Consider the following 21,402-nt stretch of genomic DNA (forward strand, 5'->3'; position numbering starts at 1 on the left):
CCCCCCCCCCCCGTTCTGCTTTCTACTGCGCCATCTTCGACTCGCGCGCGTTCACGAGTTCTTCCGGCTCCTGCGACTCGACCCAGCTCTCGTTGTTGAGCCCGGCCTGCAGCCGCTCCTCGTCGAGTTCATTCGTCCACTTGGCGACCACGATGGTGGCAACGCCGTTGCCGATGAGGTTGGTCAGCGCGCGCGCCTCGGACATGAAGCGGTCGATGCCCAGGATGAGCGCCAGCCCCGCCACCGGCACATGCCCCACCGCCGACAACGTGGCCGCCAGCACGATGAAGCCGCTGCCCGTGACGCCGGCTGCGCCCTTCGACGTGAGCAGCAGCACCGCGAGCAGCGTGATCTCCTGCGTGAGCGTCATGGGCGTGTTGGTGGCCTGCGCAATGAAGACCGCCGCCATCGTCAGGTAGATCGAGGTGCCGTCGAGGTTGAACGAGTAGCCCGTGGGAATCACCAGACCCACGCAGGTCTTGTGGGCGCCCAGGTTCTCCATCTTTTCCATCATGCGCGGCAGCACCGATTCGCTCGACGAGGTGCCCAGCACGATCAGCAGCTCTTCCTTGATGTACTTGATGAACTTCCAGATGCTGAAGCCGTGAAAGCGCGCAATGAGCCCCAGCACCACGAAGATGAACAGCAGGCAGGTCAGGTAGAAGGTGCCCATGAGCTTGCCCAGCGACAGCAGGCTGCCCAGCCCGTACTTGCCGATGGTGAAGGCCATCGCACCGAAGGCGCCGATGGGCGCGAGCTTCATGATGTAGTTGACGATCACGAAGAGCACGTGCGAGCCCTTCTCGATCACGTCGAACACCAGCGTGCCGCGCCCGCCGAAGCGGTGCAGCGCAAAGCCGAACAGCACCGCGATCAGCAGCACCTGCAGGATCTCGCCCTTGGCGAAGGCATCGACGATCGTGCTGGGAATCACGTTGAGCAGGAAGTCGACCGTGCCCGTCATCTTGCCGGGGCCGGTGTAGGCCGCGATGGCCTTGGTGTCGAGCGTGGACGCGTCGATGTTCATGCCCGCGCCGGGCTTGAGCACGTTCACCAGCACGAGGCCGACCACCAGCGCGATGCTGCTCACGACCTCGAAGTACAGGAGCGCCAGGCCGCCGGTCTTGCCGACCTTCTTCATGTCTTCCATGCCGGCAATGCCGACCACCACCGTGCAGAAGATGATCGGCGCAATGATCATCTTGATGAGCTTGATGAACCCGTCGCCCAGGGGTTTCATCGACTCCCCGAGCGAGGGGTAGAAGTAACCGAGGAGCACGCCGATGACCACCGCGGTGATCACCTGCACGTAAAGGGAACGGTAAAGGGGGAGCTTCCTGGGTACTGTGCTTGTTGTATGTGCCATGACTGCCTCCTGAAAAAGATGAAGAAGGAAAACGCAGAAGAAAGGGTTCGTGTCGCGGTGGCTTTCGATGGTTGAAATGGCTTCGGGTGCGGCCCAAATGAAAAAACCCGCCGAAGCGGGTTTTGGTTTTCAGGGTGTGGCGCGCATGCTCAGTGCATGTGAAGGCCGCCGTTGACCGAGAAGTCGGCCCCGGTGCTGTAGCCGCCTTCGTCGGTGGCGAGCCACGCGATGATGGAAGCGATTTCGCTCGGCTCGCCCAGGCGCTTGACCGGAATGGTCGCCACGATCTTGTCGAGCACTTCCTGGCGGATGGCCTTGACCATCTCGGTGCCGATGTAGCCCGGGCTCACGGTGTTGACCGTGACGCCCTTGTTGGCCAGCTCCTGCGCCAGCGCCATCGTGAAGCCGTGCATGCCGGCCTTGGCGGCCGAGTAGTTGGTCTGGCCGGCCTGGCCCTTGGCGCCATTCACCGAGCTGATGTTGATGATGCGGCCCCAGCCCTTTTCGACCATGTCGCCCACCACCTGCTTGGTGACGTTGAACATGCTGTTGAGGTTGGTTTCGATCACCGCGCTCCAGTCTTCCGGCGTCATCTTGAGGAACATGCGGTCCCGCGTGATGCCGGCGTTGTTGACGAGCACGTCAATCGCGCCGTGGGCCGCCTTGGCGGCGGAAAAAGCCTCGACGGTGGATTGCCAGTCGCCGACATTGCCGACCGACGCATGGAACTCGAAGCCCTCGGCTTTCTGTTCGGCCAGCCATTTGGCATGGTCGCGTGTAGGGCCGCAACCGGCGATCACAGTGAACCCGTCCTTGTGCAGACGCTGGCAGATGGCTGTTCCGATGCCACCCATGCCCCCGGTGACATATGCAACTTTCTTGCTCATGAGATTTCCTTGATTTGAAGCTAGCAAAAAGCCTGAACGGCCGCCTTCACTCTAGCCATTTTCAGGCCACACAACCCTGAGGGAGAACACTGAGCCAAGCTTGCAACCAGCTGTCACCGACATCACCTCGGCGGCACTCTATATGCTTGCGGCTGCGCGACCGTGACAGGGTCCCTGCCAGCCCCCCTCCCATCCAGCCACCCAGGAGTTCACACGCATGAATTTCGGAATCATCGTCTTCCCCGAGGTCGAGGAGCTCGATTTCATCGGTCCCTGGGAAATGCTCACCATGTGGAGCAAGCTGGCCGGCGGCCCCGCCAACTGCCTGGTGGTGGCGCAAACGCACGGCCCGGTCGTCTGCGCCAAGGGGCTGTCGATCAACCCGCACGTGTCGTTTGCCGACTGCCCGCCGCTCGACTTTCTGCTCGTGCCCGGCGGCATGGGCGCGCGGCGCGAGGTCGACAACCCCGCGATGGTGCAGTTTGTGGCCGCGCAGGCGCCCGGCTGCAAGGCGCTGATGTCGGTGTGCACCGGCGCCTTCGTGCTGCATGCGGCCGGCCTGCTCTCGGGCCGCACCGCCACCACGCACTGGGGATCGCTCGACCGCCTGCGCGCGCTCGGTGACGTGAAGGTGGTCGAGCAACGCTTCGTGCAGGACGGCCACGTCTGGACCTCGGCCGGCGTCTCGGCCGGTACCGATTTGATGCTGGCCTTCATCGCGCATGCCGCGGGCGAGGAAGCCGCGGCCAAGGTGCAGTTGCAGGCCGAGTACTACCCGGCCGACACGGTGTACGGCCACACCTCGAGCCATGAGCGCGCGCCGTCGTATGTGCGGCGACCGGGGTCGCGCGCGGGCACGGCCTGATCGTTCTTTCTTTTGTTTGATCGAACGGTCGGTCATTTCTTCTTTTCTTACTTCTTTAGACCTCCATGTCCACGCCCGACCTCACCGACCTCGAACCGCTTGCCGTGCTCGCCGCCCGCGTGGGGGCGACGCTGCGCGAGCGGCGCCAGACGGTGGCGGTCGCCGAATCGTCGGCCGGCGGCCTCGTCTCGGCCGCCCTGCTCGCCCTGCCGGGTGCCTCGGCCTACTTCCTGGGCGGCGCGGTCATCTACTCGCGCCGCGCCGGCAAGGCCCTGCTCGGTCTCACGCCCGAAGACATGGGCGACATGCGCGGCGAGACCGAGCCCTATGCGCGCTTCATGTCGGGCCGCATCCGTGATGCCCATCGATCGAAGTGGGGCATCTGCGAAAGCGGCGCGGCAGGACCGTCAGGCAGCCCGTACGGCGACGCACCGGGGCATGTCTGCATCGCCGTGACCGGCGCGGACGGCCTCGTGGTCAGCCGCACGATCGAAACCGGCGCGACCGACCGGCCGTGGAACATGGACGTGTTCGCGCGGCTGTTGCTGAAGCTGTTCGAGGAGACCTTGCAGACAGCCGGGGACGCATGACCGAGACGGTGATCTCGACCGCCTCCGAAGAAGAGGTCCGCTCCGGCGTCCTGGGCCGCCGGATGCGCGAGTTCAACTATGGCTTCGTCGGCGAGTACCCCGAGAGCCAGCCCGTGTGGCTGAACGCCAAGGATGCGCAGGGCCGCCTGATGGGAGGCCTGCGCGGCTTCGTGTTCCTCGAATGGCTGCGCATCGACGTGTTGTTCGTCGAAGAGGAAGCCCGGGGCACCGGCCTGGGCCGCCGCCTGCTCGTGGAGGCGGAAGCGCGCGGCAAGGCGCTGGGTGCCGGGAATGCCGCGCTCGAAACCTTCGAGTGGCAGGCGCGAGGCTTCTACCTGAAGCAAGGCTACGAAGAGTTCGCCCGCATCGACAACTACGCCCGCGGCAGCTACCTCGCCTACATGAAGAAAAAGCTCTGAGCCCCGGGGCTGTTCTGCCCCGCGACTCAGACCGCTGTTCTCAATCCGCCTGCACCCCCGCAGCCCGGATCACCTTCCCCCACTTCTCGATCTCCGCCGCCAGGTGGCTGCGCAGCGCCTCGGGCGTGACCTTGTCCATCGGCACGGCCTCGGTGCTCAGCTCGGCAAAGCGCTTCTTCACGTTGTCGTCCTGCAGCGCAGCGCGCAGGGCCACGTTGAGCTTCTCGATCACGGCCGGCGGCGTGCCCTTGGGCGCGTACACGCCGTGCCACACCTTCACGTCGAAGCCCTTGAGGCCTTGCTCGTCGAGCGTGGGGATGTCGGGCATGCTCGACAGGCGCTTGGGCGTGGTCACGCCGAACACCTTCACGCGCTGGCCGTCCTTGATGACGGGCGCGGTCTGCGTGGTCTGGTCGCACAGCAGGTCGACCTGCCCGCCCATGAGGTCGTTGAGCGCCGGGCCCGCGCCCTTGTAGGGCACGGTCGTGAGCTGCACGCCGATCTGGTGCGCGAAGAGCATGCCGCACAGCTGCGAGACGGCGCCGATGCCGGCGTTGGCGAGCGACACCTTGTCCTTGTTGGCCTTCACGTAGGCCAGCAGCTCCTTGAAGTTGTTGGCCGGGAAGTCCTTGCGCGACAGCAGGGTCATCGGCACGTCCATGACCTGGCCGATGTACTCGAAGTCTTTCAACGGGTCGTAGTTGAGCTTCTTGTACAGCGCGGGCGCGGTGGCCATGCCCATGTGGTGGATGAGGATGGTGTAGCCGTTGGGCGCCGCCTTGGCCACGCGGGTCGGCGCGATGGTGCCGCCCGCGCCCACGGTGTTCTCGACCACCACGGTCTGCCCGAGCGACTTGCCCATGGGCACGGCGAGCATGCGCGCCACCACATCGGTGGGGCCGCCGGCCGAGTACGGCACGACCATCACGATGGGCTTGTCGGGCCACGCGGCCTGCGCGACGGCGGGCGATGCAGCGGCGAGCAGGCAGGCGCCCGCCGAGGCCGCGATGAGGGCTTTGAGTTTCCAGGTCTTCGTTGCGTTCACTTCTTTGTCTCCTTTTGGTTTGTCTGTAGATCAGTGCGTCACGGATGAATCGCTGGGGCCGTGCGGTGCCGCCAGCGCGAGCCAGCGCTCGGCCAGCCGCACCACGGGCCCGTCGACCATGCGGCCGTCGAGGCTCACGACGCCGCCGCCGGCTGCGCGCACGGCCTCGGTCACGCGGTGCGCCCAGGCCACTTCGTCGGCCGAGGGGCCGAGTGCGGCCTGCACGGGCGCGACCTGCTCGGGATGGATGCACAGCTTGGCGCCGAAGCCGCCGCGTCGGGCGCGCGCGGTGTCGGCGGCGAGCCGCTGCGCATCGCGCCAGTCGGGCGTGACGCCGTCGATCGGCGTGGCCAGTCCGGCGCGGCGCGAGGCCAGCACGAGCGCAAGGCGCACGGCCGTCAGCTCGACCTCGTCGGCGTCGCAGGCCATGCCAAGGTCAGCCTGGAAATCGAGGTGGCCGAAGGCCAGCCGCAACACCTGCGGCGCACCTGCGATGGCATCGACTGCGGCGAGCCCCGCGGCCGATTCGATGAGCGGCACCAGCACGGCCTTCGGCCCGACGGTGGCGGCGAGCCGATGCAGTTCGTCGGCATGCTCGGCCTTGGGCAGCACGATGCCGGCGATGAGCCCGTCGGCGATCCATCCGGCTGCGCGCGCGCAGTCGTCGCCATGCCACGGCGTGCCGCTGGCGTTCACGCGCACGAGCAGCCGCCCTCGCCCTTCGGCGGGCAGCGCTGCGAGCGAGGCACCGAGCGCGTCGCGCGCCTCGACCTTGCGCGCGGGCGCGACGGCGTCTTCGAGGTCGATGATCACGGCGCTCGCGCCCGTCGCCAAGGCGCGCGCATGGCGCTCGGGCCGGTCGGCGGGCACGAAGAGAAAGGCGCGCGCCAAAGCGAGCGCCGGATTCGTCGCCCCGCTCATACCGCCCCGGCCGCGCGCAGCGTCGCGATCGCGTCGTCGCCACGGCCCAGGCTGCGCAAGATGGCGTCGGTGTGCTGGCCCACCGCGGGCACCGGGTCCATGCGGTAGTCGAACGCACTCTGGCGACCGGCTGGCAGCAGCGCCGGGATGTCGCCGGCCGGTGAGCCCACCTGGCGCCAGCGGTCTCGCGCCTGGAGTTGCGGGTGTGCCCACAGCCCGGCCATGTCGTTCATGCGCGCATTGGCGATCTGCGCCGTGTCGAGCCGTTCGAGCACTTGCGCCGCACTCAGCGCGCCGAAGGTGTCGGCGATGAGCGTGCGCAGCACCTCGCGGTGTTCGTTGCGCCGCGCGTTGCTGTCGAAGCGCGGGTCGGTTGCGAGCTCGGGGCGCAGCAGCACCTTGTCGCAGAAGGCGCGCCACTCGCGCTCATTCTGCAGGCCCAGCATCACGGTGCCGCCGTCGCCCGCGGGGAACGGGCCGTAGGGGTAGATGGTCGCGTGCGAGGCGGCACTGCGCGGCGGCGGCGGTGCGCCGTCGTAGGCGTAGTACATCGGGTAGCCCATCCATTCGGCGAGCGATTCGAGCATCGACACGTCGATGTGCGAGCCCTTGCCCGTCTTGCCGCGCTGCATCAGCGCCGCGAGGATGCCGGTGTAGGCATACATGCCCGCCGCGATGTCGGCGATGGAGTTGCCCGACTTGCACGGGTCGTCGGGCGTGCCCGTCACCGACAGGAAACCGGCCTCGCTCTGGATCAGCAGGTCGTAGGCCTTCTTGTCGCGGTACGGGCCGTCTTCGCCGTAGCCCGAGATGTCGCAGACGATCAGCGCGGGGTGCTTTTCCTGCAGCACCTGCGCGCCCAGGCCCATGCGCGCGGCGGCGCCGGGTGCGAGGTTCTGCACCAGCACGTCGGCACCGGCCACCAGTTCCTGCAGCACCGCGAGCGCGGCGGGCTGCTTGAGGTCGAGCGTGAGGCTTTCCTTCGAGCGGTTGACCCACACGAAGTGCGAGGCCTCGCCGTTCACGCGCTCGTCGTAGGCGCGCGCAAAGTCGCCGCCGCCGGGGCGCTCGACCTTGATGACGCGCGCGCCGAGGTCAGCCAGCTGGCGGGTGCAGAACGGCGCCGCGATGGCGTGCTCGAGCGAGATGACGGTGATGCCGTCCAGGGGTCTTGTCATGGGCGTCTTTCTTTCCTTGCGTCAGGCGAGCACGGCCGTCGCCTGCATCGTGAGCCAGCCGTCGGCGTCTTCGCCCCACAGGCTGAAGGTCTTGCCGTCGGTGCTGCCTTCGGCGGGCTTGCCGTGCACGCGGAACGGCGCGATGTCGAAGGTCGGGCGCACGGCGCGGAACTCGAAGCGCGCCAGCTGCGCATCGGCCGGCACGTTGCGGCGCAGCAGGTCGACCAGCAGCGTCGCGATCAGCGGCCCGTGCACGATGAGGCCCGGGTAGCCCTCGACCTGCGTCACGTAGCGGCGGTCGTAGTGGATGCGGTGGCCGTTGAAGGTCAGCGCCGAGTAGCGGAACAGCAGCACGTCGTCGGGCACGAGGTCGCGGCTGAAGGTGGCGTCCTTCGGTGCAGGCGTGGGCGGTGGCGTGGCTTCGCCCGGTGCGGCGGCGGCGCGGTAGACGATGTCGTGCTCTTCGGTCAGTGCGAGACCACGCGCGTTGCGCACCTCATGGCGCACGAGCACGAACACCAGCTCGCCCGTGCGGCCGGCCTTGTGCGTGACCGAGGCGATGGTCGACGTGCGCTCGACCGCATCGCCCACCTGCAACGGATTGCCCGGTTCCCAGGTCAACCGGCCGCCGGCCCACATGCGGCGCGGCAGCGGCACGGGCGGCAGGAAACCGCCGCGCCTGGCGTGGCCGTCTTCGCCGATCTCCGACTGGCGGTGGTGCGGCAGGAAGTAGAGCCAGTGCCACAGCGCGGGCAGGCGCGTGCCCGCCTCGGGCAACGGGTCGTCGCGGTCGAGCGTGGCGGAGAGCGCGCGCACGGGCGCGGCGGTGATGTCGTCGCGCAGCGTTTCGCTGCGGCCCTGCCAGGCCTGCAGCCGCGCGAGGGCTTCGGCGTCGATCAATGGAGAAGTCATGGCGTGAGTGGAGGGAAGAAAGATGAAGGACCGCGTCAGTCGACCGCGGCGCCCGAGGCCTTGACGATGCGCGCCCACTTGGCGAGGTCGGTGCGCAGCAGCGCCGAGAACTGTTCGGGCGAGGTGGCCGCCGCGATCTCGACGCCCTGCTGGTCGAGCTTGTCGCGCAGGTCCTTGGCCGCGAGCGCCTTGCGCGTCGCGTCCTGCAAGGTGGCGAGCACATCGGCCGGCACGCCCGCGGGCGCGAACAGGCCGATCCACAGCGTGCCGTTGTAGCCCGGCACCTGTTCGGCGATGGCGGGCACGTCGGGCAGCACGGGCGAGCGCTTCTCGCCGCTCACGGCCAGCGCGCGCAGCTTGCCGGCCTTGATGTGCGCGAGCGCCGAAGGCAGGCTCGCGAACACGATCGGCAACTGCCCGCCGAGCACGTCGTTGATGGCAGGCGCCACGCCCTTGTACGGCACGTGCTGCATCGAGATGCCGCCCATGCTGTTGAGCATTTCGCCCAGCAGGTGATTGAGCGTGCCGTTGCCGGCCGAGGCGTACTGGTAGTTGGCGCCCTTCTCGCGCGCCAGCTTCAAAAATTCGGCGAAGTTCTTCGCGGGGAACGACGGGTTCACGAGCAGCACGTTGGGCACCGCGCCGATCAGGCCGACGGGCTTGAAGTCTTTCTCGGGGTCGAAGCCGGGGTTCTTGTAGAGCGCGGGGTTGATCGCCTGGCTACTGCTGATCGTCATGAGCAGCGTGTAGCCGTCCTTCGGGCCCTTGGCGACCAGTTGCGTGCCGATGTTGCCGCCCGCGCCGGGGCGGTTGTCGACCACCACGCTGGCGTTGTTCAGCACCTCGCCGAGCTTCTGGCCCACGAGGCGGCCGACGATGTCGTTGGTGCCGCCCGCGGCCTGGGGCACGACGAGCGTGATGGGGCGCGAGGGGTAGGTCTGGGCAGTGGCCGGGCCGGCGGTCAGCAGCGTGGCGGCAGTGAGGCCGAAGGCGAGCAGCGCCTTGGCGCGAAGCCGCAAGGCGGGGGTGGTGTTGTGTGTCTCCATGGCCGCATGGTCTGCTGCCGGCCCCTGGCGCGCAATCTGCGATTTCGGAAGCCAGGCTTCTGAAATTCCGAAGGCTTGGCTACCATCGCCACATGCTTTTCGACCTGACAGACCTGCGCCTGTTCGTGGCCACGGCCGAGCTCGGCAACCTCACGCGGGCGGCCGAGCGCCAGCACCTGTCGCTGGCCGCGGCCAGCGCGCGCATCAAGGCGCTCGAGACCCAGGCCGGCCTGCAGCTGCGGCAGCGCGAGGCCCGCGGCGTGCGGCTGCTGCCGCCGGGCGAAGCCTTTTTGCACCATGCCCGGCTGGTGCTGCACCAGACCGACCAGCTGCGCGCCGACCTGCTCGAGTACGGCGGCGGCCTGCGCGGCCACCTGCGTGTGTTCGCCAACACCACGGCGGTGACCGATTTCCTGCCCGAGATCCTGCCCGGCTTCCTGGCCGCCAACCCGCGCATCAACGTCGACCTTCAGGAAAAACCGAATGCTCAGATCCCGCGCGGCGTGCGCGACGGGCGCGCCGACATCGGCATCGTCGCCGGCCAGATGGACACGCTGGGCCTGGACACCATCCACTTCAGCACCGACCGGCTGGTGCTCGTCACCTCGCGCCAGCACCGCTTTGCGCGACGCCGCCGCATCTCCTTCGCCGAGACGCTCGACGAAGACGCCATCGGCATGCAGCAAGGCAGCACGCTGCAGGCCTTCCTGGGGCAGATCACCGACAACCTGGGCAAGCGCCAGAAGCTGCGCATCCAGCTCGGCAGCTTCGACGCGATGTGCCGAATGATCGGCAGCGGCGTGGGCATCGGCGTGGTGCCCGAGTCGGCCGCGCGGCGCAACCAGGACAGCATGCAGCTCGCACTGGTCGAGCTCAGCGACCCCTGGTGCGTGCGCGAGCGCTACCTGCTCGTGCGCGACCGCGCCGCCCTGCCCGTGTACGCCCAGGCGCTGGTCGAGACGCTGTGCCGGCACTACACAGAGCCGCAGGCCAAAACCGGCTGACGGCCCGATTTCCGGCCAAAAACAGGCACTTGCAGGCGGCTTGTGAGAAACCCGATGTCTTCCCCATTTTCTGTGCACAACTTTGGGGGTAAGTCAGGGGTCGCGTTGTAAAGCCGTCGCAAGCTGTTGTTTTATAAGGGGAATAGTTAGTCTGCTTAAAAATTTTGCAGTGCACAACTCTGGCGGCCTGGAGGTCCAAAAATGGCTGAAAAACAAGAAAGTCAAGCGAAAAAACAGGGGGTTGCCTGTGCTAGGCCGCCCTTTCAAACCAACGACTTGCCGCCGGTTGTGCAGAAGTCCGCTTCAATCCCCACTTTCTGTGGGCAACTTTGGGGGTAACTGGGTCGGAGCTTTGTAAAACGAATGCAAGTTGTTGTTTTACAAAGAGATTCGACACATTGCTCAATTTTTGAGCGGTGAACAAGACGGGCGACCGCTCAGGCGCCAGTCGCTCGATTGAATCCAAAGGTTCTCAGTCCACCGAATCGGACCAGTGCGAGGCGCGAAAGAGGGCCGCTACAGTCGCCCTGCCATGCTCGAAGCCCTCAGCTCCCCTTGGTCCTGCATCGGCGCCATCGCCGGGTTGCTGATCGCATTGCTGGTGCACTGGCTGGCGCCCGCCGACATCGACACGGTGCATGCCGGCGCATGGCTGGTGGGCATCGGCTGGCTCGCGGGGCTGGCCTGGGACCTCGTGGATTCGGACCGCTCGAAGTAATCCGCAGGCGAGTCCTGCGGACAGCGGACACAAAAAAGGGAGGGGAGGCAGCGGCCCTTGCGAGCCCCTGCCTCCCCTCCCCGTACCGGTTCAACCGGTGATCAGACTCAGCGCTCGATCGTCAGCGCCACGCCCATGCCGCCGCCGATGCACAGCGAGGCGATGCCCTTCTTGGCATTCTGGCGTTGCATTTCGTGCAGCAGCGTCACCAGGATGCGGCAGCCCGACGCGCCGATGGGGTGGCCGATGGCGATGGCGCCGCCGTTCACGTTCACCTTGTTCACGTCCCAGCCCATTTCGCGGTTCACGGCGCAAGCCTGTGCAGCGAAGGCTTCGTTGATCTCGAGCAGGTCGAGGTCGGCGGCCTTCCAGCCGGCGCGCTGCAGCGCCTTGGTCGACGCGGGCACGGGGCCCATGCCCATGATGGTCGGGTCGAGGCCGGCGGTGGCGTAGCTGGCAATGCGGCCCAGCGGCTTCAGGCCCAGGGCGGCGGCCTTCTTGGCCGTCATGACCATCACGGCGGCGGCGCCGTCGTTCAGGCCCGAGGCATTGCCCGCGGTCACGCCGCCGGCCTTGTCGAAGGCGGGGCGCAGGCCGGCCAGCACGTCGGCGTTGGTCTTGCGGTTGATGAACTCGTCCTGGTTGAAGACGAGCGGGTCGCCCTTCTTCTGCGGAATGCTCACGCCGACGATTTCATCCTTGAACTTGCCGGCGTCCTGCGCGGCGGCGGCCTTGGTCTGGCTGGCCAGGGCCAACTCGTCCTGCGAGGCGCGGTCGATGTTGTACTGCTTGGCCACGTTCTCGGCCGTGATGCCCATGTGGTACTGGTTGTACACGTCCCACAGGCCGTCGACGATCATGGTGTCGACCAGCTTCCAGTCACCCATGCGCTGGCCGTTGCGCGAGTTGGGCAGCACGTGGGGCGCCATGCTCATGTTTTCCTGGCCGCCGGCAATGACGATCTCGGAGTCGCCCGTGGCCACGGCCTGCGCCGCCAGCATCACGGCCTTCAGGCCCGAGCCGCACACGGCGTTGATGGTGAGCGCCGGCGTTTCCTTGGTGCCGCCGCCCTTGAGCCAGGCCTGGCGCGCGGGGTTCTGGCCGGCGCCGGCCGCGAGCACCTGGCCCATGATGGCCTCGCCGACCTGGTCGGCCGTGAGGTTGGCGCGCGCGATCACTTCCTTGATCACGAGGGCGCCCAGCTCGGTGGCGGGAATGCCGGCGAGCGAGCCGCCGAATTTGCCGACCGCCGTACGCGCAGCCGAAACGATGACGATGTCTTCCATGAGGTTCTCTCCGTTGAGGTGATTTGAAATCGGGTGCGATCTTGCGGGAGCTGGCGCCCGTTCAGGCCTTGGCCTTCACGTAGCGTCCCGGCGCCGGTTCGATGGCCTTGTAGGCCTTGCCGTTGCCGTAGCCCTTGGGCGCGGGGATCTGCTTGCCCGCGTGGCCCTTGAGCCATTGTGCCCAGTCGGTCCACCAGCTGCCGGGCTGCTCCTGCGCGCCGGCCAGCCATTCGGGCTGGGTCTTGGGAAACTTGCCGTCCTCGCGCAGCCAGTGGCTGCGCTTGTTCTTGGCAGGCGGGTTGATCACGCCGGCGATGTGGCCTGAGGCGCCCATCACGAAGCGCTTCTTGCCCGTGAGCAATTGCGTGGTGGTGTAGGCGCCGCCGATGGGCACGATGTGGTCTTCGCGCGAGCCGTAGATGTAGGCCGGAATGTCGATCTTGCCGAGGTCGACCTTCTCGCCGCACACGGTGAGCGCGCCGGGCTTGGCCAGCTTGTTCTCGTGGTACGTGTTGCGCAGGTACCAGGCGTAGAACGGGCCCGGCAGGTTGGTCGCGTCGCTGTTCCAGTACAGCAGGTCGAAGGCCGGCGGCGTCTCGCCCTTGAGGTAGTTGCCGACCACGTAGTTCCACACCAGGTCGTTCGGGCGCAGGAAGCTGAAGGTCGAGGCCAGGTCGCCGCCGGGCAGCAGGCCGCCCTTGCCCAGCTGCATCTCGCGGTACGCCACCATGGGCTCGTCCACGAAGATGTCGAGGATGCCGGTGTCGCTGAAATCGAGAAAGGTGGTCAGCAGCGTGACCGATGCGGCCGGCTTCTCGCCGCGCGCCGCGAGCACGGCCAGCGCGGTGCTCAGGATGGTGCCGCCCACGCAGAAACCGAGCGTGTTGATCTGCTTGCTGCCGCTGATCTCCTGCACGGTATGGATGGCCTTGATGGCGGCGTTCTCGATGTAGTCGTCCCAGGTGGCCTGGGCCATCGACTCGTCGGGGTTGCGCCAGCTCACCACGAACACGCGGTGGCCCTGCGTGTTCGCATAGCGAATGAGCGAGTTGTCGGGCTGCAGGTCGAGGATGTAGAACTTGTTGATGCACGGCGGCACCAGCAGGAACGGCCGCTCGTGCACCTTGGCGGTGAGCGGCTTGTATTCGAGCAGCTGGAAATAGTCGTTCTCGAACACCACCGCGCCTTCGGTGGTGGCCACGTTGCGTCCCACTTCGAAAGCGCTCTCGTCGGTCATGCTGACGTGGCCCTGCTTCACGTCGTGCAGCAAATTCTGGATGCCCTTGGCGATGCTCTCGCCCTGCGTGTCGATGGCTTTCTTCTGCGCCTCGGCATTGAAGGCGAGCGAGTTGCTGGGCGAGGCTGCCGCCATCCACTGCTCGACCGCGAAGCGCAGGCGCGCCTTGGTCTTGTCGTCGGCGTCGATGGCCTCGGCCATGCGCATCATGGTGCGGCCGTTGAGCAGGTACACGGCGGCCGAGAAAGCCGCCATCGGGTTGCTGCCCCAGGCCTCGGCGGCAAAGCGCTTGTCGCCCTCGGGGCGGGCACCGAAGCCGCGGCGCCAGAGGTCGGTGGCGTCGGTCAGGTACTGCTGCTGAATGGACTTCAGCTGCTCGGGATCGAGGGAGAACTTGGGCAGCTCGGGCATGCCGGCCGCACCCGGAAACTGTGGCATTTGTGGCAATTGCCATAGCGGCGTGCCGCCGATGTCGAAAGCGGCGGAACCTGCTGGCCCCCCAGCTTTCTGGAAAGCCTCCATGGCCTGGGTCCAACCCTGCGTGAGGGCTTTTTGAAGGGGCGCGAACGCATCGGCCCCCGTGTCTTCTTGCTTCATCATGTCTCCTGGCCGTGGCCTGGGTCGATACGAACGGATGGCTTGCGTGTTTTGAGTATGCTGCATTCGCAAGGCACTCACAACGCCGCGCTTTCACTAATCCATTGAAACGAAACGTCTCCGCCTGTGTTCATCCATTTGATCGTGATCGGCTGGCTCTATGTGACCGTGATGATGGCGGTGGCCGAGGCCACCAACACCACGGGCACGGTGCTGGGCGCCATCTTCACATTTCTTCTTTACGGCCTGGCGCCGGTGGCGCTGGTGATCTACCTGATGGCCACGCCGGCACGCCGGCGGGCGATCAAGGAGCGCGAAGCGCAGGCCCAAGCACAGGCCCAGGAGGCCGCGCGCCGCGCCGCCGCGGAAGCCGCAGGTTCAGACCTTCCAGACCAGCGCAGCGAAACGCCCGCTGACGCCGTCGCGCCGGTGCGAAAAGAACCGTGACGGCTGCGCGACGGTGCACCACGCATCGCCGCTGTCGTTGCCATGGAGCGACTCGACACCCGCCGCACGCAGCCGCTGCCGCGCGAGCGCAGGCAGGTCGGCCAGCCACTTGCCTTCGGCCGCTGCGGGCGTGAAGCACGACACCGCCTCGGGCGACTGCGCCTCGAAGGCGGCCTTGACCTCGGCCCCGACCTCGAAGGCCTTCGGGCCGATGCAGGGGCCGAGCCAGGCCATGAGGCGCGGTGCGCCATCGTCGTCTTGTGCGAAGGCGCGCACGGTTTGCTCGAGCACGCCACCGGCCAGCCCGCGCCAGCCCGCATGCGCAGCGGCCACGCGGTGGCCGCGTTCATCCGTGAAGAGCACAGGCAGGCAGTCGGCCACCATGACCGTGCAGGCACGCGCGGTGGTCGTGGCGGTGCACGCATCGGCGACGGTGCCGTCTTGCACCGCATCGTCGAGCGACACGACACCCGTGCCATGCACCTGCTGCAGGAACACCGGCTGCGTGCCGATCGCCTGCTGCAGCCGCCGGCGGTTCTCGGCGACGTGCGCGGCCTCGTCGGCCACGTGGTCGCCGAGGTTCAGGCTCTCATAGCGCCCGGCCGACACCCCGCCGTCGCGCGTGGTGCACAGCGCGCGCACGTTCGGCGGCGCCGGCCACTCGGGCACCAGCCATTGCGGATTCATCGCGACGTGCCTGCTCAGGCTTCCGCGTCGGGTGACTGCGAAGGCTGCGCGCGCTGGAAGGCGTCGAGCTTCATGCAGGCGTCGAAGGCGGCCATGGTGCGCGGCAGGCCGCTGAAGTCGCAGTCGAAGCGGCGGCCGTTGAAGATCTGCGGCACGAGGCAGCAGTCGGCGATGGTCGGCGTGTCGCCCCAGCAGTAGGTGCCGCCCGGGTGCTGTGCGAGCTGGCGCTCGAACGACAGCAGGCCTTCGCGCACCCAGTGGCGGTACCAGGTGTTCTTGGCTTCGTCGTCGACCTTCAGTTCCTTCACGAGGTACTTGAGCACGCGCAGGTTGTTCAGCGGGTGGATCTCGCAGGCAATCGACTGCGCCAGCGCACGCACGTGGGCGCGGCCCACGGGGTCGGTCGGCAGCAGCGCCGGCTCGGGGTGCACTTCGTCGAGGTATTCGATGATGGACATCGACTGCGAGAAGCGCTCGCCCTCGTCTTCGAGCAGCGGCACGAGCATGTCGGCCGAGATCGCCGAGAAGGGGCCGGTGCGGTGGTCGCCGCGCGCGATGTGCACGGGCACGTAGTCGTAATCGAGGCCCTTCAGCTGAAGGGCGATGCGCACGCGGAACGAGGCGGAGGAGCGGAAATAGTTATGCAGCTTCATGATTTCTCCGAGGATAGCGCCCTTGGATTTCACCTTCAGGAGCGTGGTGTGGCCGGGAGCACGCAGCGGAAATCGTGCAGCCGGGCTTCGGGGTTTTCTTGCTGCCAGGCATCGAGCAGATCGCGCGCCGCGGCTTCTTCGCGCGAGGCGATGCCCAGGCGCCACGGCCCGAGCGTACCGGGCGCCTCGTCGGCGCCGTGGTTGTGCCGGCCCTCGCCGAAGGGGCGGCCTTCGGAGCAGGCGCGGCAGAGCATCTCCATGCTGTCGGTCCAGTTCTCGGCGAAGCCATCGGCGGCCTTGAAGCGCTGCACCAGGGCCTCGATGTCCTCCGAGCTCACACCTTCCACCGAGACCTCGTAGGTTGCGTGCGCCGACGGCGCAATCAGTTCGAGCGCATCGAACACCGGCACCTCGCGCTCGCCGCGCAGCCGGTAGCCGTTGGGCGCGCCGTCGTGCAGCACCAGGTCGCCGTAGCGGTGACCGCAGGCTGGCGTGGGCACGTTGCGCAGGATGGCGCGCGCCGGGTCGATGCGGTCGGCCCAGACCACTTCGGTGCCCTCGTCGCCGTGCACGCGGATCGGCGTAAGGCCGACGAAATAGTCGACGGGACCTTCGCCTTCAGGGATGCCGATGCCGTACTGCCGCCACGCACGCCGCGCCGTGGGCCAGTCGCCCAGCGCGGTGGCCGCGATGCCCAGGTTCCACAGTGCGCCTTCGTTGCGCGGCTCGCACTGCACGGCGCGCTCGTTGGCCTGCAGCGAAGCGGCCCAGTCGCCGCGGTACTTGTGGATGAGCCCGGCGTTGTACCAGGGCGCCGCCCAGTAGGGATGGATGGCGCTGGCCTGCGCGTAGGCGGCCAGCGCGCCGTCCTGGTCGCCGGCATCGTCGCGTTCGCGACCGAGTTCGTTGAAGGCGGTGGCCTTGCCGGCTTTGCCGAGTCGGAGGGGCATGGTGAAACGAGGGGAGAAAAGAGGTCGGGGAAACGCGCGGAAGCGCCTATTGTGGGCCGCCGCAAAATCCCGAGTCCGGCGTGCCGGCAAGCCCGTGCCGCCTCTGGCACACTGCCGGTCTCCCCTCCCGTTTCGCTGAAAAAGGACACCTTTCCATGGCTTCCGAGTTTGTTTTTGCCCCGCCGGCCACCGTTTCCGTGCCGGTCGTCGGTCAGCCCGCCCGCTTTCCGGTGCACCGCATCTACTGCGTCGGCCGCAACTACGAAGATCACGCCAAGGAAATGGGTTTCACCGGCCGCGAGCCGCCCTTCTTCTTCATGAAGCCGGCCGATGCGCTGGTGACGGTCGATGCCGGCCAGACCGGCACCATGGCCTACCCCACGCTCACGAAGAACCTGCACCACGAGATCGAGCTCGTGGTGGCCATCGGCACCGGCGGCAAGAACATCAAGGCCACCGACGCCCACAAGCACATCTACGGCTACGCCGTCGGCCTGGACATGACGCGCCGCGACCTGCAGAACGACATGAAGAAGCAGGGCCGCCCCTGGGACATCGGCAAGAGCTTCGAGCAGAGCGCGCCCATTGGCCCGATCGTGCCCGTGGCACAGGCCGGCAATGCCGAGCAGGCCGAGATCTCGCTGCAGGTGAACGGCGAAGACCGCCAGCGCAGCACCGTGAGCAAGCTGATCTGGAACGTGGCCGAAACCATCGAGCACCTGTCGGCCGCCTGGGAGCTGCAACCCGGCGACCTGATCTTCACGGGCACGCCCGAGGGCGTCGCGGCCGTGGTGGCCGGCGACACGCTGGTGGGCCAGGTGGCCGGCCTGCCCGCGCTGACCGTGAAGATCGCCTGACGCCCGCGCGGTCCCGCTTCATGCTCCTTCGCGTACCCATCAAGCATTGCAAGAACTGCGGCACGGCGGTGGTCTACCGCGTGCCGGACGACGGCGACACCAAGCAGCGCGCGGTGTGCCCGGCCTGCCACACGATCCACTACGAGAACCCGCTGAACGTGGTCGGCACCATTCCCGTGCTGGGCGACAAGGTGCTGCTGTGCAAGCGCAACATCGAGCCGCGCTGGGGCAAGTGGACGCTGCCCGCGGGCTTCATGGAGCTCGAGGAAACCACCGCCGAGGGCGCGGCCCGCGAGACCGATGAAGAGGCCGGCGCCAACTTCGAAATGGAAGGCCTGTTCGCCGTGATCAGCGTGGTGCGCGTGGGCCAGGTCCACATGTTCTACCGCGCCCGCCTGCTCGACGACACCTTCGACCCGGGCCACGAAACCATCGAGGCGCGCCTCTTTTCCGAGGAAGAAATTCCCTGGGACGAGATCGCCTTTCGCACCGTGCGCCAGGCGCTCGAACACTTTTTCGAAGACCGCAAGCGCGGCAGCTTCGACCGCGTGCACGAACTCAGCATCGTTTGACGAATTTCTCCATGATCAAGACCCTTCGCGCCACCCTCCTCTGCGGCGCCAGCCTCGGCTTTGCACTCGCGGCCTCGGCGGCCAAGGCAGAAACGGTGGGCGAGGTCGACACGGCCTTCAAGCTCATCGGCCCCGACCACAAGATCGTGATCGAGGCCTACGACGACCCCAAGGTCAGCGGCGTGACCTGCTATGTCTCGCGCGCCAAGACCGGCGGCATCGCCGGTGCGTTCGGCGTGGCGGAAGACAAGGCCGAAGCCTCCATCGCCTGCCGCCAGGTCGGCCCGGTCAGCATCACGCAACCGCTGCCCAAGCGCGAAGAGGTCTACACCGAGCGTTTGTCGGTGCTCTTCAAGCGCCTGCGCGTGGTGCGCATGGTCGACCCCAAGCGCAACACGCTGGTCTACCTGACCTACTCCGACCTGCTGATCGACGGCTCGCCCAAGAACAGCATCACGGCCGTGCCGGTCGATCGCGGCACGCCGATTCCGCTCAAGTGAAGGGCTGCTGAAGGGCACGGCGCGCGAGTTTGCTAGCATCGTCCAGCCGGTCTGCGCAGCGGATTCGGCCGTCGACGGAACCCTCCGCAACGAATCCGTTCCAACAGCGTCATGCACCTTCAGACTTTTGTTTTACGTACCGCCGCCACGCTCCTCGTGGCTGGTGGCATTGCCGCCTGCACCACGCCCGGACCCGGGCCGCAGCAGCCTGTTCCGGGGCCCAGCGCCACGCCGCAGCCGCCGCGCCAGGCACTGTTCATCCGCCCCGCCGCGGGCACCACCGTGGGCCGCTTCGACGGCGTGCGCAACAAGGGCCTGGACATCGCGGGCAACCTCGGCGACCCCATCGTGGCCTCTGCCGACGGCCGCGTGGTCTACGTGGGGGGCGAGTTGCGCTCCTACGGCAACATGGTCATCGTGAAGCACAACGAGACCTTCCTCACGGCCTACGCGCACGCCAAGACCATCCTCGTGAAGGAAGGCACCGTGGTGCGCCAGGGGCAGAAGATCGCCGAAATGGGCAACAGCGAATCCGACCGCGTGAAGCTGCATTTCGAGATCCGCAAGAACGGCACCGCCGTCGATCCCGAGCCGTACCTCAACGGCCGTTTGCAGCAGTAAACGTAAAAGCCGTTACAGCAGGCTTTCGGGCACCAGCGGCGCCAGCAGCTCCAGCCGCCAGCGGGCCCAGAAATGGGTTTCGGGCTCGGTGTGCAGGATGGTGTCCGCTCCGTCGCCCGATGCCGGGCTCACCCACTCGATGCCGCCGCGCGGCCCCAGCTGCAGCTGGTAGGCGCCGTCCAGCCGCATGAAACCGATCAGGCTCGTGAGCTGCTGCGCGATCTGCGGGCTGAAGATGAAGAGGCCGATCTCGGTGTTGTGCAGCGCCGAGCGCGGGTCGAAGTTCATCGAGCCGACGAACACCACCTGCTGGTCGATCACGGCCGACTTGCCGTGCAGCCGCCCGCTGGCCGAACCGTAGATGCCGAAGCGCTTCGTCTGCTCCACGCGCTTGGGGCTCAGCTCGTACAGCTCCACGCCCAGGCGCAGCATCTGCGCGCGGTAGCGGCGGTAGCCGATGTGCACCAGCGATTCGTCGGTGGCCGCCAGCGAGTTGGTGACGATGGTGTAGCCCACGCCGTTGCCGCGCACGATCTGCATCGTCTCCATGCCGCCCCGCCCGGGGATCAGGTAGGGCGTGGTCAGCAGCACCCCGTGCTGCGCGCCGCGCAGGTAGCGCTGCACGTTGTAGAGCACGCTGTCGGCGGCCTGGTCGGCCGGCAGCCCGCGCCCTTCGTCGGTGGGCGCCAGTGCCTTGGCCGGTGCATCGGCGTAGGCCTCGGCGCGCGCCCAGCTCAGCGCGAGCTTGCCGGCGTTCAGGTCCTTGGCCAGCGGGTTGTTGCCGAGCAGGTCGGTCGATTCGAGCTCTTCGGGGTGCAGCGTTTCAGGCCCGGCCGTGAGCCGGTCGAAGCGCTCGCGCAGCGCCTGCGCCGACTCGCCGCCGCGCGGCACCAGCGACTCGATGGGGTACACGTAAGGGCTGTTCCAGTACATGTCGAACAGCGACGACAACCGCGGCACCACGGCACCGGCCACCAGCGTGTCGATGTCGATGAAGTTGGAGCCGCCGTCGCGCAGAAAGTACTCGTTGGCGATGTTGCGCCCGCCCATGACCGCCATCGTGTTGTCGACCACGAACAGCTTGTTGTGCATGCGGCGGTGCACGCGGTCGAAGTCCAGGATCGACCACGCCCAGCGCGTGCCGAAGCGCGAACGCCCGGCCGGGAACGGGTTGAACAGGCGCACCTCCACGTTCGGGTGCGAGGCAAAGCTGGTGAACAGCGGATCGGCGCCCGCCGTGTACAGGTCGTCCACCAAGAGCCGCACGCGCACGCCGCGATCGGCCGCATCGCGCAGCGTGCGCAGCAGGTAGCGGCCCGTCTCGTCGTTCTGCACGAGGTAGTACTGCACGTCGATGGAGCGCTGCGCGCGGCGCGCCAACTCGATGCGCGCGTGCAGCGAGAACTGCGGCATCGGCAGCAGGCGAAAGCCGCTGAGCGGTTCGCCCGGCGGCGCGGCGGCGCGTACCAATCGGCCCAGCGCGGTGTCCGCGCCATCGGTGATGGCGCTCGAGGGCTGGCGCACCACCTCGGTCGGCAGGCCGGCGCAACCGGCGAGCACGAGCATCGCCAGGCTGCACAGCAGCCAGGCGAACCACCGGGCGCGCGGCACGTCAGCCCGGGGTCGTGGGTTGCGCATGAATGACAGGGATTTGGGAGGGCAAGGGCACGGGAGCGAAGGTGAAAAAACGCCGCTGCCGCACGGCGCGATGCATGACCGCGCCCACGGGTGGCGGTTTCTACCATGCGCGGCGCCCGCGCGCTTTCAACGCCCCGTCGGTGCGTGTCAGTGCGCGCGCTCGGGCGACCACTGCCGCACGAAGTGCCCCGCGCGCACATTCGCGCGCGCCACGGCCGAGTCCCACGACAGCTGCTGCGTGATGACCAGGGCGCAGCGCGTGATGCCGTCCAGGCTCAGCGCCGCGATGCCGGCGTAAGTGCCCTTCGGCGTGCGCGTGAGTTCGAACCATCCCGTCCAGCCGCCTGGCAGGTGGAGATCGAGTCGAACCATGCCCATGATGAATTCATCATAGGTCTTTTGTTTT

Annotated in this window: 24 protein-coding genes; 10 read left to right on the top strand and 14 right to left on the bottom strand. The window is 67.5% G+C overall.

Going from position 1 to position 21,402, the window contains the following annotated elements; genetic code table 11:
• Positions 1-22 precede the first annotated feature (22 nt).
• Together AAG801_RS27445 and phbB are read right to left on the bottom strand one after the other, a co-directional pair.
• Positions 23-1,366, bottom strand: a complete 1,344-nt coding sequence (locus AAG801_RS27445) for a dicarboxylate/amino acid:cation symporter (RefSeq protein ID WP_192192286.1) — start codon at positions 1,364-1,366, stop codon at positions 23-25.
• Between the two features lie 149 nt (positions 1,367-1,515).
• Positions 1,516-2,253: an acetoacetyl-CoA reductase gene (gene phbB / locus AAG801_RS27450; RefSeq protein ID WP_099790345.1), complete on the bottom strand. Its 738-nt coding sequence runs from the start codon at positions 2,251-2,253 to the stop codon at positions 1,516-1,518.
• 217 nt (positions 2,254-2,470) lie between these two features.
• On the opposite strand from phbB, the gene AAG801_RS27455 reads away from it, so the two are divergent.
• The 3 genes from AAG801_RS27455 to AAG801_RS27465 all read left to right on the top strand — a co-directional run bounded on the left by AAG801_RS27455 (position 2,471) and on the right by AAG801_RS27465 (position 4,127).
• Positions 2,471-3,118, top strand: coding sequence for a DJ-1/PfpI family protein (locus tag AAG801_RS27455; protein WP_341891226.1), 648 nt, complete (start codon positions 2,471-2,473; stop codon positions 3,116-3,118).
• Positions 3,119-3,183: 65 nt separating this feature from the next.
• A complete protein-coding gene (locus tag AAG801_RS27460) occupies positions 3,184-3,708 on the top strand; it encodes a CinA family protein (protein ID WP_341891227.1) in 525 nt (174 codons plus the stop codon).
• Positions 3,705-4,127 carry a GNAT family N-acetyltransferase gene (locus tag AAG801_RS27465; RefSeq protein WP_341891228.1) on the top strand — a complete coding sequence of 141 codons (423 nt, stop codon included), beginning with the start codon at positions 3,705-3,707 and terminating at the stop codon, positions 4,125-4,127. Before AAG801_RS27460 ends, AAG801_RS27465 begins: the two co-directional genes overlap by 4 nt.
• A 40-nt stretch (positions 4,128-4,167) precedes the next feature.
• Here AAG801_RS27465 and AAG801_RS27470 read toward each other — a convergent pair whose 3' ends face one another.
• From AAG801_RS27470 to AAG801_RS27490, 5 genes are read right to left on the bottom strand one after another with little or no spacing between them, the layout of a single operon-like run.
• On the bottom strand, positions 4,168-5,172 hold the full coding sequence (locus AAG801_RS27470) for a tripartite tricarboxylate transporter substrate binding protein BugD (RefSeq protein WP_341891229.1): 1,005 nt from the start codon (positions 5,170-5,172) through the stop codon (positions 4,168-4,170).
• A gap of 30 nt (positions 5,173-5,202) precedes the next feature.
• A complete protein-coding gene (locus AAG801_RS27475; RefSeq protein ID WP_341891230.1) occupies positions 5,203-6,093 on the bottom strand; it encodes a CoA ester lyase in 891 nt (296 codons plus the stop codon).
• The gene (locus tag AAG801_RS27480; protein ID WP_341891231.1) at positions 6,090-7,271 is read right to left on the bottom strand and encodes a CaiB/BaiF CoA-transferase family protein; all 1,182 of its coding nucleotides are present in this window, start codon (positions 7,269-7,271) and stop codon (positions 6,090-6,092) included. Before AAG801_RS27480 ends, AAG801_RS27475 begins: the two co-directional genes overlap by 4 nt.
• Before the next feature lie 21 nt (positions 7,272-7,292).
• Complete coding sequence (locus tag AAG801_RS27485; RefSeq protein ID WP_341891232.1) at positions 7,293-8,183, bottom strand: MaoC family dehydratase N-terminal domain-containing protein; 891 nt, start codon at positions 8,181-8,183, stop codon at positions 7,293-7,295.
• 35 nt (positions 8,184-8,218) lie between these two features.
• Positions 8,219-9,229 carry a tripartite tricarboxylate transporter substrate binding protein gene (locus AAG801_RS27490; RefSeq protein WP_341891233.1) on the bottom strand — a complete coding sequence of 337 codons (1,011 nt, stop codon included), beginning with the start codon at positions 9,227-9,229 and terminating at the stop codon, positions 8,219-8,221.
• A gap of 92 nt (positions 9,230-9,321) precedes the next feature.
• On the opposite strand from AAG801_RS27490, the gene AAG801_RS27495 reads away from it, so the two are divergent.
• Positions 9,322-10,233: a LysR substrate-binding domain-containing protein gene (locus tag AAG801_RS27495; protein ID WP_341891234.1), complete on the top strand. Its 912-nt coding sequence runs from the start codon at positions 9,322-9,324 to the stop codon at positions 10,231-10,233.
• A 532-nt stretch (positions 10,234-10,765) separates the two neighbouring features.
• Positions 10,766-10,951, top strand: coding sequence for a hypothetical protein (locus AAG801_RS27500; RefSeq protein ID WP_341891235.1), 186 nt, complete (start codon positions 10,766-10,768; stop codon positions 10,949-10,951).
• A 107-nt stretch (positions 10,952-11,058) separates the two neighbouring features.
• On the opposite strand, the gene AAG801_RS27505 is transcribed toward AAG801_RS27500, so the two are convergent.
• Together AAG801_RS27505 and phaC are read right to left on the bottom strand one after the other, a co-directional pair.
• The gene (locus tag AAG801_RS27505; protein ID WP_341891236.1) at positions 11,059-12,237 is read right to left on the bottom strand and encodes an acetyl-CoA C-acetyltransferase; all 1,179 of its coding nucleotides are present in this window, start codon (positions 12,235-12,237) and stop codon (positions 11,059-11,061) included.
• A 61-nt stretch (positions 12,238-12,298) separates the two neighbouring features.
• A complete protein-coding gene (gene phaC, locus AAG801_RS27510) occupies positions 12,299-14,071 on the bottom strand; it encodes a class I poly(R)-hydroxyalkanoic acid synthase (RefSeq protein WP_341891237.1) in 1,773 nt (590 codons plus the stop codon).
• A 126-nt stretch (positions 14,072-14,197) separates the two neighbouring features.
• On the opposite strand from phaC, the gene AAG801_RS27515 reads away from it, so the two are divergent.
• Positions 14,198-14,518, top strand: a complete 321-nt coding sequence (locus AAG801_RS27515; protein ID WP_341891238.1) for a hypothetical protein — start codon at positions 14,198-14,200, stop codon at positions 14,516-14,518.
• Here AAG801_RS27515 and pgeF read toward each other — a convergent pair.
• The 3 genes from pgeF to AAG801_RS27530 are packed head-to-tail and all read right to left on the bottom strand — an operon-like array spanning position 14,450 to position 16,808.
• The gene (gene pgeF, locus AAG801_RS27520) at positions 14,450-15,205 is read right to left on the bottom strand and encodes a peptidoglycan editing factor PgeF (RefSeq protein WP_341891239.1); all 756 of its coding nucleotides are present in this window, start codon (positions 15,203-15,205) and stop codon (positions 14,450-14,452) included. The genes AAG801_RS27515 and pgeF overlap by 69 nt on opposite strands.
• Before the next feature lie 14 nt (positions 15,206-15,219).
• Complete coding sequence (gene maiA / locus AAG801_RS27525; RefSeq protein WP_341891240.1) at positions 15,220-15,858, bottom strand: maleylacetoacetate isomerase; 639 nt, start codon at positions 15,856-15,858, stop codon at positions 15,220-15,222.
• Positions 15,859-15,893: 35 nt separating this feature from the next.
• Positions 15,894-16,808 carry a tetratricopeptide repeat protein gene (locus AAG801_RS27530; protein WP_341891241.1) on the bottom strand — a complete coding sequence of 305 codons (915 nt, stop codon included), beginning with the start codon at positions 16,806-16,808 and terminating at the stop codon, positions 15,894-15,896.
• Between the two features lie 155 nt (positions 16,809-16,963).
• On the opposite strand from AAG801_RS27530, the gene AAG801_RS27535 reads away from it, so the two are divergent.
• The 4 genes from AAG801_RS27535 to AAG801_RS27550 all read left to right on the top strand — a co-directional run bounded on the left by AAG801_RS27535 (position 16,964) and on the right by AAG801_RS27550 (position 19,358).
• Positions 16,964-17,665: a fumarylacetoacetate hydrolase family protein gene (locus AAG801_RS27535; protein WP_341891242.1), complete on the top strand. Its 702-nt coding sequence runs from the start codon at positions 16,964-16,966 to the stop codon at positions 17,663-17,665.
• Positions 17,666-17,685: 20 nt separating this feature from the next.
• Entirely contained in the window at positions 17,686-18,237 is a 552-nt protein-coding gene (locus AAG801_RS27540; protein ID WP_341891243.1) for an NUDIX hydrolase, read from the top strand.
• A gap of 11 nt (positions 18,238-18,248) precedes the next feature.
• Positions 18,249-18,737, top strand: a complete 489-nt coding sequence (locus AAG801_RS27545) for a CreA family protein (protein WP_101490309.1) — start codon at positions 18,249-18,251, stop codon at positions 18,735-18,737.
• A 111-nt stretch (positions 18,738-18,848) separates the two neighbouring features.
• Positions 18,849-19,358: a peptidoglycan DD-metalloendopeptidase family protein gene (locus AAG801_RS27550; RefSeq protein ID WP_319356061.1), complete on the top strand. Its 510-nt coding sequence runs from the start codon at positions 18,849-18,851 to the stop codon at positions 19,356-19,358.
• 12 nt (positions 19,359-19,370) lie between these two features.
• On the opposite strand, the gene AAG801_RS27555 is transcribed toward AAG801_RS27550, so the two are convergent.
• Both AAG801_RS27555 and AAG801_RS27560 read right to left on the bottom strand, forming a co-directional pair.
• Positions 19,371-20,996 carry a phospholipase D family protein gene (locus AAG801_RS27555; RefSeq protein WP_341891244.1) on the bottom strand — a complete coding sequence of 542 codons (1,626 nt, stop codon included), beginning with the start codon at positions 20,994-20,996 and terminating at the stop codon, positions 19,371-19,373.
• A gap of 147 nt (positions 20,997-21,143) precedes the next feature.
• Positions 21,144-21,402, bottom strand: a 259-nt coding sequence (locus AAG801_RS27560; protein WP_341891245.1) for a hypothetical protein, incomplete at its 5' end; no start/stop codon positions are given.

The organism is Variovorax sp. YR752 (assembly GCF_943372545.1).